This window comes from Solibacillus cecembensis (assembly GCF_050272495.1).
GTDB lineage: Bacteria > Bacillota > Bacilli > Bacillales_A > Planococcaceae > Solibacillus > Solibacillus cecembensis.
Window position 1 is genome coordinate 1 of sequence record NZ_JBNNMF010000025.1, and the last position, 17,405, is coordinate 17,405.

Here is a 17,405-nt window from a genome sequence, read left to right on the forward strand (position 1 = left end):
CATCTGGTGAAAATGATTTTTTAGGCATGAGAAAACTCCCCATTTAATAAACAGATTTTATTTTTTAATCTGTCTACCTATTGGGGAGCATATCACAAAATCAAAGTGGCTTTTTTTCAATGGCGAGAAGCATTTTTTAAATAGAGCAATAGCATTGATTTTAATTGTAAAAGCTGTTCTTTTGTTGGGATTGGGACAATCACATTAGATAATAATGAATTAAATGCATGTTTTTTTATAGCTGTCCCAAAAAGATTCAGGATGGTAGTAGCATTCATTTGCTCAGTAGAACTTAGTGAAATAGAGCCGTCTTGAATCCCATCTTGAATTGCCTGATCGATAATACGTTCAACTTTTGTATATGTTTGATAGATTTCCTCGGTTAAAGGTTCTTCCATCGGATTATAAGCAATATAATATTCAAAGCTTTCTAATAGGATAATAGCATCGCGGTTAGCTGAGGAAATATAGTTGATATACGCGTCCAATATGGCATCCATTTTGTCATAGCCTGATTGTGTAGACTCTGATATTGCTTCAAATCGCGGAACCATTTCTTCAATGACCTCTTTGACGACCTCGATAATTAAAAGCTCTTTTTTCGGAAAATATCGGAATACAGTAGCAACTCCGACACCTGCTTCATCTGCAATTTTTTGCATCGTTGTTTTTTCAAAGCCGTATTCTGTAAACAAGCGCCTAGCAGCCGAAAGCATTTGTTGTTTTTTTAGTTGTTTGTATGGCAAGACTTTCACCTCTTAGTCATTCTATTACTTAAAAATGGATACCTCCTGCTAGTGAGCAAGAGGGTTATTGTTCTAATATACCGAAATTTAGTGAAAAGTCGAGTTTCCACTTAGAAGAAATTAAAAAGCTGTAAAGAGCCCAGAATAAATAAGGGTTCTTTACAGCTTTAAGAAAATGTTATTTAGAGTTTACTTCTTTTGTGTATGGGTTTGAAAGGTCCATACCTTCTAAAGAAATACCCATTGCTTTTGCTACACCTTCACCATATGCTGGGTCAGCTAAGTAGCAGTGTAAAATGTGACGGTGTTTAATAAACTCTTCTACTGGAGCCATGTCAGCAGCCGTGTTGTTGAATAATGTTTGTTTTTGCACATCATCCATTAAGTTGAATAGCTTACCTGGTTGTTCGAAGTAGTTATTATCATCTTCAGCAAAGTCATAAATATCTGCTGGGCCGTCTAATGCTAGTGCAGGATCTTGATATTGTGATTGACCTTGTAGTGCACCATAGCTGTTCGGATAGTAAGAAACTGCAGCACCACGGTTGCCATCTGCACGACCAGCGCCATCTCGGTGATAAACCATGAATGGACATTTTGGTGTGTTTACTGGAATTTGGTGGTGGTTCACACCTAGACGGTAACGAGTTGCGTCTTGATAAGCGAATAAACGAGCTTGTAACATACGGTCTGGTGAGAAGCTAATACCAGGTACAACGTTTGATGGTGCGAATGCAGCCTGTTCAACATCTGCAAAGTAGTTTTCTGCGTTACGATTTAATTCGAATTCACCAACAGGGATTAATGGGAATTCTGATTTATACCAAACTTTTGTTAAGTCGAACGGGTTGTCCTTACGTCCGCGTGCTTGTTCTTCTGTCATGACTTGAATATACATTTTCCATTTCGGGAAATCGCCTTTTTCGATTGAATCGAATAGGTCGCGTTGTGAAGATTCGCGGTCATTACCAACTAGTTCAGTCGCTTCAGCACCTGATAAGTTCTCAATACCTTGCTGCGTACGGAAGTGGAATTTCACATAAACGCGTTCGCCAGCGTCGTTAATCATTGAGTATGTGTGAGAGCCGAAACCGTGCATATGTCGGTAGCCGTTTGGAATACCGCGGTCAGACATTACAATAGTAACTTGGTGTAACGCTTCTGGAAGTGATGACCAGAAGTCCCAGTTTGAGTTCGGGTTGTGCATATTCGTTTTTGGATCACGCTTTACAACGTGGTTTAAATCCGGGAAGTGTAGTGGATCACGGAAGAAGAATACAGGTGTATTGTTTCCGACCATGTCCCAGTTTCCTTCTTCTGTATAGAATTTTAATGCGAAACCACGAATATCGCGCTCTGCATCAGCCGCGCCACGCTCACCTGCTACTGTTGAGAAACGTGCGAATAGATCAGTCGTTTTACCAACTTCAGAGAAAATGTTGGCTTTTGTATATTTTGTAATATCATGCGTTACTGTAAACGTACCAAATGCACCAGAACCTTTTGCGTGCATACGGCGTTCAGGAATAACTTCACGGTTAAAGTTTGCTAATTTTTCAATTAAGAATACGTCTTGTAAAAGGAGTGGGCCACGACGACCAGCTGTTTGAGAGTTGTCATTACTTACTACTGGAGCACCAGTAATTGTTGTTAAACGTTCATTTGTCATGTTTTATACCTCCAAAGTGAAATTAAGAATCTCTTCGTAAATAACTATAACAAATTCATAGTACAATTTCTACTAGATTATAATAATTCTTTTTAAGTAATATATATAGTAATGGATTTATAATAAAAAAGAGAGAGAAATATTGTTTTGTTACGGCGCAATAGTTCTTTTTTATAGTTATTTGTATTAAAAGATGAAATTTGCTCAAATATGTAATGAAATACTTCGTTTATATTTTGGGGAGAGTTGGGATTATTAAAACGAAGGGTGTTTAATATGTCCTTTTGTTGTCATGCTATTGAAAAAATGGTCGCTAATTGAAAATGGCGTATAAGTTATCCCCTTTTTCATCAAGCATTCACTTATAATGTTACATGAGTATAGGAAGAAAGGGATTTATTATGGAATTAACTTTAACTTTTGTAATTTTAGCATTAACGATTATTTTGTTTATGACGAATCGTTTGCGCGGTGATTTAGTTGCGGTTATGGCATTACTGGCATTTGTTGTGCTTGAAATTTTAACACCCGCAGAAGCGTTAGCAGGATTTTCAAATTCAGTCGTCATCATGATTGCGGCATTATTTGTAGTAGGGGCAGGGATTTTAAGAACCGGACTTGCTGGAATGGCAGGGAACTTACTATTGAAATGGTCAGGGGATAACGAATTACGCTTATTTATTTTATTGCTTGTCATTGTCGCAGCGGTCGGGGCGTTTATGAGTAATACGGGAACGGTTGCGCTTATGTTGCCGATTGTTGTATCCATTGCAATTAGTATTAAAGTAAGCCCATCGAAGTTTTTACTGCCACTATCTTATATTGCGAGTATGTCGGGCTTAATGACGCTGATTGCCTCGCCGACCAACTTAATTGCCTCGCAAACATTAGTTGATCATGGGTTTGAAAAGTTAGGATTCTTTACGATTACCCCAATTGGTATCATTGCGACGATTACGGTCATTACGTATTTAGTGTTAGTACGTAATATATTGCTGCCGAATGATAAAAATCGTACGCAATCGAGTGCAGGTTATAAGTTAGCACCGAAAAAAATCGTCAAAGAATATAATTTACAAGATAAGCTATATCGCGTTGTTGTAGAAGAAGGCTCATTAATCGTCAATGAGAAACTGGCAGATTTAAAATTGCCAGCTAAGTATCAAATTTATATTATGAAAATTAAACGAGGTGCGGCAGAGGGGATGAATTTCTTACCGATGACGTACCAGGAAATCGCTGGACCAACAAGTATCATTCATAGTGGTGATGAATTGTATATGCAAGGAATCGCTGAGGATATCGAGCGTTTTGCAATGGATTATGGCGTGCAAGTACAGCCATTTGAAGATGATGCGGAAGAACTTGTGTCAAAAACGATAGGTGTAGCGGAAGTATTATTAACACCGCAATCGCGCTTAATTGGAGAAACGGTTAGTAAAATCGGTTTCCGTGAGAAATATAATTTAAACATTCTTGGAATCAATCGAAAAGGTGACTATATTTTGAAAAGTATGGCCGCACAAAAGCTACGTTTCGGGGATGCGATTTTAGTTCAAGGGAAATGGGAAGAAATCGAATTACTATCGCGTGAAACACAGGATGTTGTCGTAGTCGGTCAGCCGCGCGAGCATGCAGGTGTAGCAGCGGCAAATGGGAAAGCGCCAATTGCGGGAATTATTATGGCATTTATGATTGCGCTCATGGTATTCGAAGTATTTGAAGCTGTTATTGCCGTATTGATCGGTGCAGTGCTTATGATCATTACCGGCTGCTTACGCAATATGGATGATGCGTATAGCAAAATGAATTTTGAAAGTATTGTGCTTGTTGCAGCAATGCTCCCAATGGCGACAGCGCTTGAAAAAACGGGCGGAATGACGATTTTAGCAGATGGTATTATTTCAGTGCTCGGTGACTTTGGTCCATATGGTGTGTTGATGGGGGTTTATCTACTGACTGTTGTATTTGGTCAGTTCGTAAGTAATACCGCAACAGCTGTCCTCTTTTCACCGATTGCGATTACAGCAGCACTCGCAATGGACGTCAATCCGTATACGTTTATGATTGCAGTTGCAACGGCAGCGAGTATGGCTTTTGCGACGCCGATTGCTTCACCAACAAACTCACTTGTCTTAACGGCAGGTGGCTATAAATTTATGGATTTTGTGAAAATCGGTGTCCCGCTTCAAGTAATCATGTTTGTTGTCATGATGATCGCGGTTCCGTTGTTATTCCCGTTTTAATGAAATGAATAGTGAAGGACATGATGCGTGTTTTTGTGCATCATGTCTTTTTTTAGTTTTATTTGTGTAGTTTTTTGCAACTTAAATTCGGTACATTTTACGATATTTAAAAGGTGTTAAAGATGTGTGCTCGCGAAAAACTTTAATGAAATAGTTACTATCAATAAAACCATTCATTTCTGCAATTTCTGAAATCGGGTAATCCGTTTCAAGGAGCATCTTTTCAGCCTTTTGTATGCGGTATTGTTGCAAGTATCGTTTAAATGTTACACCTTGTTTTTTAGAAAAGAGTTGGCTTAAATAATTGGGGGTAATACGCAATTTCTCTGCAACTAATATGAGAGATAAATCACTATCTAAATATAATTTTTCGATTTGTTCAATAGCCAATTCACTATAATCTGTTAGCTGTTGCATGCGTGCGGATTTGGCGAACGTTAAAACAGACTGCGTGAAAAAGATCATCTCCTGCACAATTGTATAAAGAATGGGCTCATCCAAAATTAACGAAAATAATTGGCGATAATGCTGCTCGATCTTTACTTGCTGCTGCAAATGATGTTTTAGCATGAAACGACGAATTTGTGCAAGCACGCTCGTTAGATGAATGCGTACCTCCTCTTGTGGATAATAGCAGTTCGGTGCAGTTAATTTATATAGAAACTGTTTTACCGCAGTTAAATTTCCATCCTCTAAAGAAGTGATCCAAAGCTGCTGTTCCTCTGGTGTGAGTAACGGATCCAAATGCGATAAGGAAATGGATTCTGATGTTAGAAAAATATGTTCGTAGCCTTTGTAAAAGCGCTGTGTGAGCACTTGCTTTGCCTCGGTATACATGTCCCGTAAAGTGGCATCTGCACCGTCGTAAATGGCGATATTTAGAAAATCCCCGGTCATCATATACCATTCCTGTATAACTAAACGTAAATTTTTTACAAATTGCTCTTGCCCTGAAATTAAACATAAAATCCGCTTTTGCAATGGAAATGCAGTGAGCTCTGAAAAAATTGGTGATTGCACAAGCCAATGATAAAGCTGCAAGTTCGAATCGAAATTGGAAGGTTCAATTAAAACGAATTTTGATTGTGCCGAATGAATAATTTGGGGTGAATTTAAAAATAAATCAACATACATTCGGGCATCTGTTTGTACTTTATTGGCAAATGGGACGGTCCTTTCTAGTGTTGGCAATGTCACCAATGTTGATTTTAGCTGCTCTAAAGGAATAGGCTTCACAAATAATTGCTTTGCTTGCAGCGAGATTGCTTTCATCGCATGTTGGAAAATAGGTTGCGCGGTAAAACAAATGATGTGAACTGGTCGGTTTTTTAATAGTTTCTCAATATGTGCTGTAACGAGTGATACGTCGAGTATAAGAACGGTCGGCTCAAACGAATGAAGCATCTGTTCTAAATTCATTGCATCTGTTATTCCTGAAAATTGCATCCCACTCGAAAAGTAATTTTTTAAATACCACTCAATTCCCTGTATTTCAACTTGATCACGTTCAAGTAATAAAATGCGCATCAACGGCATACCACCTTATAAAAATACTATTTTAAATAAAATTACTATTAATAATTAATAAATACGTTATTACTATATAAATTTACTATAATGACGTAAGTTTTTCCATTTATTCCGAATTGAAAGAAATTTATAGTGATACAAAGGGGTGGAAGAATGACAAATTATCAACAGGAACAAAATCAAGGGGTCGGAAAGGTTGGAAAATCCGAATTATCTTTATTTTTGAAAATGATTATTTGCAGTTTCATTGGGATTTTTAGTTTCTTTATATCGTTTGAATGGAATGGGAAGAAAACGATTTTAGTCGATCATGTTGTGAATGCGGTTTCTACTTACACACCAGCATTAGTGAACGGCTATGTCTTAATTTTACTTGTGCTTGGTGCAGGATATCCATTTATCACGAAGAAGTGGAAAACTTCTAACGTAACGATGGTACTATCTATATTTAAAATAGGTGGACTTGTAGCAGGTGTCATGCTTATTTTTGGCTTTGGACCAGCTTGGTTATTTAATCCAGATATCGGTCCATTTTTATTAGAAAAATTAATTAAGCCAGTTGGTTTAGTTATTCCGATTGGATCTATGTTTTTAGCGTTACTTGTTTGTTATGGATTGCTTGAGTTCATAGGGGTACTCATGCAGCCAATTATGAAGCCTGTTTTCAGAACACCGGGTCGTTCGGCAGTAGATGCGGTTGCTTCATTTGTAGGAAGTTATTCAGTAGGCTTAATTTTAACGAATCGTGTGTATAAAGAAGGAAAATATACAGCACGTGAAGCGGCCATTATTGCAACGGGCTTCTCCACAGTTTCGGCAACATTTATGGTCATTGTCGCGAAAACATTAGATTTAATGGAACATTGGAATACGTTTTTCTGGGTAACGCTCGTAGTGACATTTATCGTAACGGCCATTACAGCGCGTATTTATCCGTTAAACAAAATTAAAGATGAATATTATGAAGGTGCGACACCACAACCAGAAAAACTGGTGACAAAAGATCGTTTAAAAACAGCTTGGACAGAAGCGGTGGAGGCAGCGGGTAATACGCCATCATTAGGAAAGAACTTATATATTCATTTAAAAGACGGCCTAATTATGGCGATGGGTGTCATTCCTTCTATTTTATCAATTGGTTTACTAGGTTTGGTCCTTGCTATTTATACACCATTATTTGATTGGTTAGCATATATTTTTGCGCCATTCACGTATTTATTGCAAGTTCCAGAGCCGATGTTAGCAGCGAAAGCGATGTCTGTGTCAATTGCTGAGATGTTTTTACCAGCAGTAATTGTAGCGGGTGCTGATATGGTGACGAAGTTTATTATTGCGGTTATTTCGATTTCAGCTATTTTATTCTTCTCGGCGGTAATACCGGTCATTTTATCTACTGATATTCCGTTAACAATTCGCCAAATGATTATTATTTGGTTCGAGCGTGTTGTCTTAACACTTATTCTCGTAACACCAATCGCGTTCTTTTTATTTTAGAGATTAATAATTGAGCTTATGAAACTAACATAAGATTAGAATGAATAACTAACTAAGGATACGTCGCCTCCCACGGCAGCGACGCACTTAATTAGAGGAAGCCTTTTTAGAACGAGAAACTTTTTTCGAGGCTGGCCTTGCACAAAGCACAAAGATGAGTCGTCCAGATTTGTGACAACAAAGCTGTGCGCCTCATGTGCTTAGCCAGCCTAAATTAGCACATATTTTATGAAGTATGCTCTATTCGAAACAACATCACGTAATACGTCTAAGGAAAACTACCAAATAGGCGTAATAAACTAGTAACTTTAAAGGAGAGATTTATAATGGTATTTAAAACAAACATTCGTGCACCAAGAGGTAATGAATTAACATGCAAAGGGTGGACACAAGAAGCAGCGATGCGTATGTTAATGAACAACTTAGATCCGGAAGTTGCAGAAAATCCAGATGAGTTAGTTGTTTATGGCGGTATTGGTAAGGCGGCTCGTGATTGGGAAAGCTTCGACAAAATGATTGAAACATTAAAAGTATTAGAAGACGATGAAACAATGCTTGTACAATCAGGTAAGCCAGTTGCGGTATTTAAAACACATGAAAACGCACCACGCGTATTAATTGCAAACTCAAACATAGTGCCAGCATGGGCGAATTGGGACCATTTCTATGAATTAGAAGAGCGCAACTTAATGATGTATGGTCAAATGACGGCGGGCTCATGGATTTATATCGGGGCGCAAGGCATTTTACAAGGGACATATTTAAGCTTTGTAGAAGCAGGGAAAAAGAAATTTGGTACACCTGATTTACGTGGGAAATTCATTTTAACAGGTGGTATGGGCGGTATGAGTGGTGCACAACCACTTGCTGGTAAAATGGCAGGCGCGGTTATTTTAGTTGTAGAAGTAGATCGTACGCGCATTGAACGTAAAATTAAAGAGGGTTACTGTGACTATCTAGTTGAATCAGTAGATGAGGCGATTGAGCTTGTGAATAAGCTAGTTGCTGCGAATGAGCCGGCTTCAATTGGATTAGTAGGAAACTGTGCGGATGTAAACCGCGAATTATTAAACCGTGGCATCATTCCGGATTTCGTAACAGACCAAACTTCTGCGCATGACCCGATTAATGGCTATGTTCCAAATGGCATGACGTTAGAAGAAGCATTAAAACTACGTAAATCAGATGTAAAAACATATGAGCGTCTTGCAAAAGAAACGATGGCAGAACATGTTCGCACAATGCTTGAATTCCAAGAAGCAGGTGCTGAAACATTCGATTACGGAAATAATATTCGTGCTTATGCAAAAGAAATGGGCGTAGAAAATGCCTTTGATTTCCCAGGTTTCGTACCAGCTTATATTCGTCCGTTATTCTGTGAAGGTAAAGGACCATTCCGCTGGGCAGCATTATCGGGAGACCCTGAGGATATTTACAAAACAGATAAGCTTGCACAAGAAATGTTTGCAGAAGATGAAGGGTTAGTAAATTGGATTGATATGGCGCAAAAAATGGTGAAATGGCAAGGTTTACCGGCACGTATTTGCTGGTTAGGTTATGGTGACCGCCATCGTTTCGCATTAAAAGTAAATGAAATGGTTGCTAATGGCGAATTAAAAGCACCAATCGTATTTGGTCGTGACCATTTAGATTCAGGTTCAGTTGCTTCACCAAACCGTGAAACAGAATCAATGATGGACGGCTCAGATGCTGTATCAGATTGGCCATTATTAAACGCATTAGTAAATACAGCAGGTGGCGCAAGCTGGGTAAGCTTACATCATGGTGGCGGTGTAGGTATGGGTTATTCACAGCACGCAGGCCAAGTATTAGTAGCGGACGGCACACAATTAGCAGCAGATAAAATTAATCGCGTATTAGTAGCAGATCCAGGGATGGGCGTTGTACGTCACGCGGATGCGGGCTATGAAATCGCGATTCGTACAGCAAAAGAAAAAGGCGTTAATATGCCGATGCTAAAAGGATGATGAACTGTGGCAATTTTAATTAAAAATGCAAATGAAGTCATTACCATGCAGTCAAATGTAGAAGGCCCTCGTCGCAAGGAACAGATGAGTGAGCTTGGACTGTTGAAGGATGTATGTGTACTTTTAGATGGCGAACAAATCATGATGATTGCACCACTTGAAGAACTTGAAGCAACATTTCCGCACTTAGTACAAAGTGCGGAAGTGATTGATGCAACTGGGAAAATTGTTATGCCAGGGCTTGTAGATTGTCATACGCATTTAGTACATGGCGGTACACGTGAGCATGAATTGAATATGCGTCTTTCTGGAAAAACGTATATGGAAATTATGAATGCTGGTGGTGGTATTCATTACACAACGACAAAAACACGCGAAGCAAGCTTTGATGAACTGTATGACAAAACGTACAATCACTTAAATGACTTTTTACGCTACGGCATTACAACAGTCGAGGCAAAATCTGGCTACGGGCTTGATTGGGAAACGGAGAAGAGACAATTAGAAGTTGCAAAAAAATTGCAAGAAACACATGTGGTAGATGTTGTATCAACTTTTATGGGTGCTCATGCAGTGCCAGCTGAGTATAAAGGGAACGAGGAAGCGTTTGTTGAGCTAGTCATCAATGATATGCTTCCAAAAGTTGCTGAGCTTGGTTTGGCGGAATTTAACGATGTGTTTTGTGAGAAAGGTGTATTTACGCCAGAGCAATCACGCCGTATTTTAGAAGCGGGGAAAGCATACGGGTTAACACCGAAAATTCACGCGGATGAAATTGAACCTTATGAGGGTGCGGAATTAGCTGCCGAAGTAGGTGCTATTTCAGCGGAACATTTACTCGTTGCTTCAGATGAAGGCATTGAAGCTATGGCAAAAGCAGGTACGATTGCGGTGTTATTACCGGGAACTGCCTTTTTCCTTCGCGCACCTTATGCAAGAGGTCGCTTAATGGTGGATAGCGGTGTACCAGTTGCCATTTCGACTGATTTTAATCCGGGTTCATCTCCTACGATTAGCTTGCCGTTCGTTCAAAATTTAGCTTGTATGAATATGGGTATGACGATGGAAGAAGTGCTTTGTGCGACGACGGTGAATTCAGCGTATGCGATTAATCGCGGCGAGGAAATTGGCACGCTAGAAAAGGGTAAAAAAGCGGACGTAGTTATTTTAAATGTGCCGAACTATAAACAAATGCAGTATTTCTATGGCATGAATCATACGGACACTGTTATTAAAGCAGGGAAAGTAGTTGTGCAAGGGGGAAGCTTATTGTGAGTCAGTATCTCATTTCACCTGCTACAACATGGAATCGTGTCGATCACGAGGATATGAAAGTAAAGGACTGGATTGAGCCAAGCTACGCACAATTAGACAATCGATTTGATATCGTGATAACGGGTGTTCCGTTATCACGTTCTTCGATTAGTGCATCAGCTGCTTCAGAATATCCAGATAGTTTCCGCAAAAGCTGGAACTTTTTCACGACGTATTCGATTGATGAGGACGTTGATTTCCGTACGTTACGCATTGCCGATGTAGGCGATGTCAAAATGCATGGTACGAATATTCTACAATGTCATGAAAACATTGAACATGCGATGACAGATATTCAAAATAATTGCCCAAATAGCTTTTATGTTCAAATTGGTGGTGATCATTCGATTACAGCGCCAATTATCCGCTCGCTTGCAAAGCATACAGGGAAACGAATTGGGATTGTACAATTTGATACGCATTTAGATTTACGCTCTACTGAAAGTGATGGTCCGTCAAATGGTACACCGATTCGCCAACTGCTGGATGCGGGGATTATTCGTGGGGAAGATGTTTATAACATTGGACTTCATGGCTTTTACAATGCACCAAGTTTAATGAAAGCTGCGAACCATTATGGGGTAAATCGCATTACGTTAAAGCAATTCCGTAAAAATGGTGCAGAACAACAAATTGCTGAAGTGATGAAGGAGCTACAGGACAAGGTCGACATTGTGTATGTAACGGTTGACATGGATGTGCTTGATATTACATACGCACCAGGTGTCCCAGCTTCGACGCCAGGTGGGATGCGTACAGATGAGCTATTTGATTTATTGTATGAAGTAGGGAAATACGACATCGTGCGCGGCATGGATTTTGTATGCTTAGACCCGCATCGTGATACAAGTGAACAGCAAACTGTGAAGGCGGGAACTTATGCGTTTTTAACAGCGATGGTTTCTAGGTTTGTGCATTTGAAATGAATGTAGAGTGTAACCACTTAACTGAGGTTACGCTTTTTTTATATGTAAAGTGGGAATAATTTGAAACCTATCTTTATATTTTTCGTAAATAGTAAATAACTGTTTATGTGGAAAGGGAAGAATGTATGCGAATGGTTATGTAAGTTGTATGTAGCACTTTATAATCGGGTGGATAAAAAAATGCGAAGGACGTGGAGCCAATGATTGAGGTAAAAGGTCAGTACACCGATGCAGTGATTTACACGAATAACCCGCAAGAAGCTGCCATCTTGCAAATTAAGGAGTTGGTCAATCAGCCTTTTATGCAAGGGGCCAAGGTGCGCATTATGCCAGATTACCATGCGGGAAAAGGTTGTGTCATTGGTACGACAATCGCATTAAACAATCGAGTTGTGCCAAATTTAGTAGGTGTGGATGTTGGCTGTGGTGTGCTCGTTTCAGAAATTGGCACGGGGAAAATCGATTTTAATATGCTAGATGAAACAATTCGTCGCTTTGTTCCGAGTGGTAATGCGATTCATGACAATGTGGATAAAATGAATGTAACCGAAACATATACAAATGAAGCATTTATTGCGCGCGGCTTGCAAGATGATTATACGAATCGTTCACTCGGTACGCTGGGTGGGGGCAATCATTTCATTGAGCTCGCACAAGACGATACAGGCATGCACTATTTACTCATTCATACAGGCTCGCGTTATGTAGGGGCGAAGGTGGCAAGTTGGCATCAAAAGCGTGCATTTGAGTCATTGCGGCACGGAGATTTAACGGAAAAGATAAATCAGTTAAAAGAGCAAGGCCGTCATCAGGAAATTCAGGCGATGATTCATGCTTTCAAACTAGAAAATCCAGTTGTGCCGAAATATTTGGCTTATTTAGAAGGCGGCTTGTTTACGGATTATATTGCGGATATGAAGCTAGCGCAGCAATTTGCACACGATAATCGCAAGCTGATTGCACAAATCATTGCTGCTCATATGAAATGGGAATATCGTTCACAGTTTGATTCGGTGCATAATTATATTGATACAGATTCGATGATTTTACGCAAAGGGGCTGTTCGCGCGGCAAGTGGGGAGCAGTTGGTCATTCCGATGAATATGCGTGATGGTTCATTAATTTGTATCGGGAAGGGCAGTGCAGAATGGAATGAATCCGCGCCACACGGAGCAGGTCGAATTTATTCACGCACAGCAGCGATGAAAAATTTATCAATGGATGATTTTAAAGAAACAATGAGCGGCATTTGGACGACTTCTGTATCAGAGGAAACACTAGATGAAGCACCAATGGCATACAAACCGATGCAAGAAATTATTGATCAAATTGGTGAAACGGTGGAAATTCAAAAGCATGTTACGCCGGTATATAATTTCAAGGCGAGTGATAAGTGGGTGAAATAGATGAGTACACAGGCAGAGGGGGGATGCTTGTGTGTTTTTTGTTGTTAAGGAAACTATAGATTTTGGCATTGTGGAGAATTTTTATGTAAAATAATGTTATGGGGTGTTGGAAATGCAATTCGATCATAGAGAAATCAGCAAACGAATATTAAAAGATCATTTTGATGGTTTTTGGCGAATGAATGAAGAAGCATTTCCTGCACAGTACCGCTAAAATATTTAAGAGACGGTTCAAAAAGCTTTGCGATGTGGCACGAAAGATATGAGCCATATTCTATACGAATGTTTAGGCTGTCCATATGATTCCAAGCCTGTATTTGTCTACTTCTCATGTAAAAGTAGATTTTGTAATAAATGTGGTAAGAAATATACAGATGATTGGTCTGAAAAACAACAGGAATTTGTTTTGACGTACCACACATCGTATAGTTTTCGATTAGTAATTACCGATACTTTAAGCGGGTCTGGTGCAAATCTTGAAATCTTAAACTTTCGTGAATAATTCAAGAATAAATAGTGTATTTTAAGAAGTAATTACCGACTTTAAAAAAAGAAACTAAATATTAATAAAAAAATCGCGATAATTCCCCCAAAGAAGAATGGCTTTGAAAAGTAATTATGCCATATAAGTGCATTAAAAAATGCTATTGTGTACGTGATTGATAATATAAACCCGACCATCCATAATGTTCTTTTCATCGCAGATTGCACCTCCAATTATATTTTTCTATTACTTTCTAAAAATATAAAGGTATCTTAGTTTATGGAGTTACGTCAGAAAAGCCATTCGAATATCCAAGTAATTAAATATAAAGGCACAGCTACAATAATTACACCAGCTAAAAAATACGCGAAATACCTGAGTATTATCAAAATAGCCTTCGCTAAATCATCTATAAAACTCATCGGCACTTTTTTCTCCTTTCTAATGAATTTAATCCTTAAACATTCGACAATGGCTATATTTATGCTACTTTAAATCGCAGTATTTACTATTAAGTTATAGCAATCAAAAGTAAAAAAGCTCATTTCAAAGAGTATTAGTATACTACTTGAAACGAGCATAGGGGTTATGTTGATTTCTTGGCATATAATATTAAGTATTTGCCAATCGTTCATTTACTTTCATTTGAATATTTTGTAATGCCCGGACGGATATTGGACACTTGGTGCCATTTACCAATTCGACGTATTTTGTCTTTTTGTCGATTTGGACTACATGCTGGAGATTGATTATAAAACTTTTATGGCATCTGAAAAAAGTTGGGTGAATTTGTTCAATATCTTTCAGTTTACCGTAAAATTCGTATATGCCATTCTTTTCTGACAGGATAATTTTATGGATCGTTGTAGATGTTTCAAAATAATAGATGTTTTCGTAAGGAATATTTTTTATTAATTCACCCATCTTAACTTGAAAAAAATCAAAGTTTTGAGTTTGTCCTAATTGTTTATAACGCTGAATAGAGCTCTCGAATGTGGCAATTAAGCGATCTGAAAAGCTTCCATCTGTACGTTTCAAAATATAATCTAATGCGGCTATTTTATATTTAAACGTTAATTTAAGGATTTCTGAATAATCTGTTACAAATATAATACTAGCTAAAGGATCCTTTTTTCTAATTTCACTTGCAAGTTGAAGACCAGTACTACCTGCCCCTAATTCAATATCCAAGAAGTAGCAATCCGCGTTGTTTTGCTCGATGAAATTTAAAACTTCTTCGGCATTAGAAGCTACTAATACAATTTCTACGCTTTGGTGGTTTATCATAGCGTAGTTTTTTAACCTGTCATGAATCATTTTTTGTTGTTGTGGATTATCTTCACAAATAACAACCTTCATAGAACCCCCCTATTCGATTATGATAATTTGAGTAAACAATCCATTTTCTACAGTTGTATTTAACGTGACATTCGGATAATTATTCAGGATACTTTTAACAGTGCTTAATCCTTTTCCGCGATTTGCTCCCTTTGTTGAAAAGCGCTCTGTAAATAATTGCTCTATATTGACCGGTTCATCGACCGTAGTATTTTCAATAATAATCATTATGGAATCCGCAGTACTTTTAAAAAACGCGATGCCAATTTCTTTTTGAGCATCTGTGTGAGCATTCGCTTCGATCGCATTATCAAAAAAGATGCCTAAAATTCGGGCGATATCAATAATATTCATATTGATGTCGTCAATTTCATCAGCTATTTCAAGGTCGACTAATATGCCTTCTTTTTCAGCTTGCAATGTCTTTGTTAAAATCAATCCTTTAATTCCTGTAATGTTTAACTTAGATATGTTCGCCAGCTGCTCATTTCTTTTTAATGTATCTTCTTCAGCTGTGAAAATATGCTTTTTAAAATATTTTTTTAACCCGTCAAAATCATCTATTTCAATATAGCCTTGCATCGTAAATAAGATGTTCGCATGGTCATGGCGAAACTTTTGCATATCATTATTGATTAACTCCATCGAATGCATATAGTCTGTAAATTGTTCGGTTTCGAATTGGATTTTTTGGATATTATTTTCTTTTTTAATATTTTTAGTTGTGAAATAAAGAACAAATAACATAATTGTAAAATAAAAAAACTGTGTAATAATATTAAATTTTAGTAGGCTATCTTGTGAAAAATATTCTGTTAAATAAATATTAATATAGAAGGTACTCATCGTTACAAATGCTATAAACATAATGAGTATGTAGGGACTTTTATTTGTGCCAAACACTATGTAAATCCGTCTCGTTACTAAATGATAAATGACGGTACTTATTATAAATAAAATAATAAATATACAATATTGTTCTGAAATTCCTGGTAGGAAATCATAAGGCAAAGCTTTCATCGCGTATTGTGAAACATTATCTGATATAACACCAATAATCACGACGAAACATAGATGAATCAGTGTAAGATATTTTTTCGTTAACCAATAAAAATACAAAAAGAAACTTATAATGATGAAAAGAATCCCTTGCCACTGACCAATCCAAAGAAAAATAAGGAGCGGGCAAATAACCGCTAAAGCATAAACTAAAATATGCTTATGGTTAATTTTTAGTTGTGCGATAAAGGTTATTGCCCAAAATATTAAAACAAACTCAGTAATTAAATATAAAAGCTTCATGTGTTACTCCGCCTTAAGTTATTCTTTTGATGCAAATGGATGTTTTTCTAGCAACTCATTTGGAACCTTTTTTTCATGAAATATTGACGTACATCCTGTAACTGTTGCTGAACCACCTACTGCCACTAAAACTGCTGCCATTTTTGATACAAAAAACGTTAAGTTACTTAATTTCTTCTCTTTTTTCATTTTCGAATCTCTCCTTTAATGTTTGTACAATCAACATAATGACTTCTATAAATATACCATAAGCAATGAAAGCTTTTATTTCTAATGGACTAAAATAAAACACCACAATTACGAGAAGTAATCGAATCTTTATTTTTTTACGTAAATAACTTCGGTGTTTTTGATTAATGATAGGCTGGTTTACTGTTCCTTTTGGTGCAAGTGTAAAGGTGATTGCCACAAGGATACCCATGCCTATGTATAAATAAGTTAATGGAAAATTTATATTTAAATTAGCTAAATAATAAGCTGCTCCAGGAAATGAAATCGCGCTCCAAATAAGACATGTATATAAACTATGGAAATGGTAGCCTAAACACACTTGTCGTAAAAGAAAGAAGGTAATATGAATAATTAAAGTTGGAACAATACAATTTAATAAAAAGGCAATTATATAGATGAATAGTAACTTGTAAAGTTCAGATAGAATGATTTGAACGCCAAACTTCAACTTTTCTCGTTCAAGGAATGAATAATGTTCTTGATTTAAAAAGTTAAATAGGGTGGTTTCTAGTCTATTCATATAGTATCCCTCCCCACGAAATAGTGATTTAAGACTAACCATATATCCAAAAAAATCATTTTTGTTAGTACAATTATATCATTATATTACATATAAAGTTTTCGTTTGTCATTATCGTTCGTTTTTTTATAATAAGCGTTAGAAAAATGGGGGTAATTAGTCCGTTTTTCATAGGCAACCATATATTTTCGAAAAAAACATCCATACATAG

14 protein-coding genes and 1 pseudogene are annotated in these 17,405 nt (G+C 37.5%); 7 read left to right on the forward strand and 8 right to left on the reverse strand.

Annotation, left to right across the window (positions count from 1 at the left end):
* Nucleotides 1-116: 116 nt before the first annotated feature.
* On the reverse strand, nt 117-746 hold the full coding sequence (locus ACQKIH_RS18380; RefSeq protein ID WP_057988384.1) for a TetR/AcrR family transcriptional regulator: 630 nt from the start codon (nt 744-746) through the stop codon (nt 117-119).
* A gap of 178 nt (nt 747-924) precedes the next feature.
* Nucleotides 925-2,415, reverse strand: coding sequence for a catalase (locus ACQKIH_RS18385; protein WP_427768169.1), 1,491 nt, complete (start codon nt 2,413-2,415; stop codon nt 925-927).
* A gap of 401 nt (nt 2,416-2,816) precedes the next feature.
* Here ACQKIH_RS18385 and ACQKIH_RS18390 point away from each other — a divergent pair, with 401 nt between their 5' ends.
* Nucleotides 2,817-4,661 (forward strand): SLC13 family permease, encoded by a 1,845-nt coding sequence (locus ACQKIH_RS18390; RefSeq protein WP_427768170.1) that lies wholly within the window; start codon nt 2,817-2,819, stop codon nt 4,659-4,661.
* Nucleotides 4,662-4,742: 81 nt separating this feature from the next.
* Here the strand turns inward: ACQKIH_RS18390 and ACQKIH_RS18395 are convergent, their stop codons facing one another.
* Complete coding sequence (locus ACQKIH_RS18395; RefSeq protein WP_427768171.1) at nt 4,743-6,188, reverse strand: helix-turn-helix domain-containing protein; 1,446 nt, start codon at nt 6,186-6,188, stop codon at nt 4,743-4,745.
* A gap of 156 nt (nt 6,189-6,344) precedes the next feature.
* Between ACQKIH_RS18395 and ACQKIH_RS18400 the strand changes: the two genes are divergently transcribed.
* The 6 genes and pseudogenes from ACQKIH_RS18400 to ACQKIH_RS18425 all read left to right on the forward strand — a co-directional run.
* Entirely contained in the window at nt 6,345-7,685 is a 1,341-nt protein-coding gene (locus ACQKIH_RS18400; protein ID WP_427768172.1) for a YjiH family protein, read from the forward strand.
* Between the two features lie 326 nt (nt 7,686-8,011).
* Complete coding sequence (gene hutU / locus ACQKIH_RS18405; RefSeq protein WP_427768173.1) at nt 8,012-9,673, forward strand: urocanate hydratase; 1,662 nt, start codon at nt 8,012-8,014, stop codon at nt 9,671-9,673.
* 45 nt (nt 9,674-9,718) lie between these two features.
* Nucleotides 9,719-10,948, forward strand: a complete 1,230-nt coding sequence (gene hutI / locus ACQKIH_RS18410; protein WP_427768221.1) for an imidazolonepropionase — start codon at nt 9,719-9,721, stop codon at nt 10,946-10,948.
* Complete coding sequence (locus tag ACQKIH_RS18415) at nt 10,945-11,913, forward strand: agmatinase family protein (protein ID WP_427768174.1); 969 nt, start codon at nt 10,945-10,947, stop codon at nt 11,911-11,913. The genes hutI and ACQKIH_RS18415 overlap by 4 nt, the downstream gene beginning before the upstream one ends.
* Nucleotides 11,914-12,113: 200 nt before the next feature.
* Nucleotides 12,114-13,319 (forward strand): RtcB family protein, encoded by a 1,206-nt coding sequence (locus tag ACQKIH_RS18420; RefSeq protein ID WP_427768175.1) that lies wholly within the window; start codon nt 12,114-12,116, stop codon nt 13,317-13,319.
* A 238-nt stretch (nt 13,320-13,557) separates the two neighbouring features.
* A pseudogene (locus ACQKIH_RS18425) lies at nt 13,558-13,821 on the forward strand (transposase zinc-binding domain-containing protein); the annotation flags it as partial.
* A 41-nt stretch (nt 13,822-13,862) separates the two neighbouring features.
* On the opposite strand, the gene ACQKIH_RS18430 reads toward ACQKIH_RS18425, so the two are convergent.
* From ACQKIH_RS18430 to ACQKIH_RS18450, 5 genes are all read right to left on the reverse strand, one after another.
* Complete coding sequence (locus tag ACQKIH_RS18430; RefSeq protein ID WP_427768176.1) at nt 13,863-14,018, reverse strand: hypothetical protein; 156 nt, start codon at nt 14,016-14,018, stop codon at nt 13,863-13,865.
* Between the two features lie 397 nt (nt 14,019-14,415).
* Nucleotides 14,416-15,162 carry a LytR/AlgR family response regulator transcription factor gene (locus ACQKIH_RS18435; protein WP_427768177.1) on the reverse strand — a complete coding sequence of 249 codons (747 nt, stop codon included), beginning with the start codon at nt 15,160-15,162 and terminating at the stop codon, nt 14,416-14,418.
* Between the two features lie 9 nt (nt 15,163-15,171).
* The gene (locus tag ACQKIH_RS18440; protein ID WP_427768178.1) at nt 15,172-16,443 is read right to left on the reverse strand and encodes a sensor histidine kinase; all 1,272 of its coding nucleotides are present in this window, start codon (nt 16,441-16,443) and stop codon (nt 15,172-15,174) included.
* 18 nt (nt 16,444-16,461) lie between these two features.
* The gene (locus ACQKIH_RS18445) at nt 16,462-16,632 is read right to left on the reverse strand and encodes an AgrD family cyclic lactone autoinducer peptide (RefSeq protein ID WP_152982994.1); all 171 of its coding nucleotides are present in this window, start codon (nt 16,630-16,632) and stop codon (nt 16,462-16,464) included.
* Complete coding sequence (locus tag ACQKIH_RS18450; RefSeq protein ID WP_057988409.1) at nt 16,607-17,194, reverse strand: accessory gene regulator ArgB-like protein; 588 nt, start codon at nt 17,192-17,194, stop codon at nt 16,607-16,609. The genes ACQKIH_RS18445 and ACQKIH_RS18450 overlap by 26 nt, the downstream gene beginning before the upstream one ends.
* Nucleotides 17,195-17,405 lie beyond the last annotated feature (211 nt).

Coding starts and splice junctions, on each gene's coding strand:
- ACQKIH_RS18420 (WP_427768175.1), top strand. CDS start 12,114: ATGATTGAGGTAAAAGGTCAGTACACCGATGCAGTGATTTACACGAAT.
- ACQKIH_RS18400 (WP_427768172.1), top strand. CDS start 6,345: ATGACAAATTATCAACAGGAACAAAATCAAGGGGTCGGAAAGGTTGGA.
- hutI (WP_427768221.1), top strand. CDS start 9,719: ATGCAGTCAAATGTAGAAGGCCCTCGTCGCAAGGAACAGATGAGTGAG.
- ACQKIH_RS18390 (WP_427768170.1), top strand. CDS start 2,817: ATGGAATTAACTTTAACTTTTGTAATTTTAGCATTAACGATTATTTTG.
- hutU (WP_427768173.1), top strand. CDS start 8,012: ATGGTATTTAAAACAAACATTCGTGCACCAAGAGGTAATGAATTAACA.
- ACQKIH_RS18445 (WP_152982994.1), bottom strand. CDS start 16,632: ATGAAAAAAGAGAAGAAATTAAGTAACTTAACGTTTTTTGTATCAAAA.
- ACQKIH_RS18440 (WP_427768178.1), bottom strand. CDS start 16,443: ATGAAGCTTTTATATTTAATTACTGAGTTTGTTTTAATATTTTGGGCA.
- ACQKIH_RS18385 (WP_427768169.1), bottom strand. CDS start 2,415: ATGACAAATGAACGTTTAACAACAATTACTGGTGCTCCAGTAGTAAGT.
- ACQKIH_RS18435 (WP_427768177.1), bottom strand. CDS start 15,162: ATGAAGGTTGTTATTTGTGAAGATAATCCACAACAACAAAAAATGATT.
- ACQKIH_RS18395 (WP_427768171.1), bottom strand. CDS start 6,188: ATGCGCATTTTATTACTTGAACGTGATCAAGTTGAAATACAGGGAATT.
- ACQKIH_RS18430 (WP_427768176.1), bottom strand. CDS start 14,018: ATGAAAAGAACATTATGGATGGTCGGGTTTATATTATCAATCACGTAC.
- ACQKIH_RS18450 (WP_057988409.1), bottom strand. CDS start 17,194: ATGAATAGACTAGAAACCACCCTATTTAACTTTTTAAATCAAGAACAT.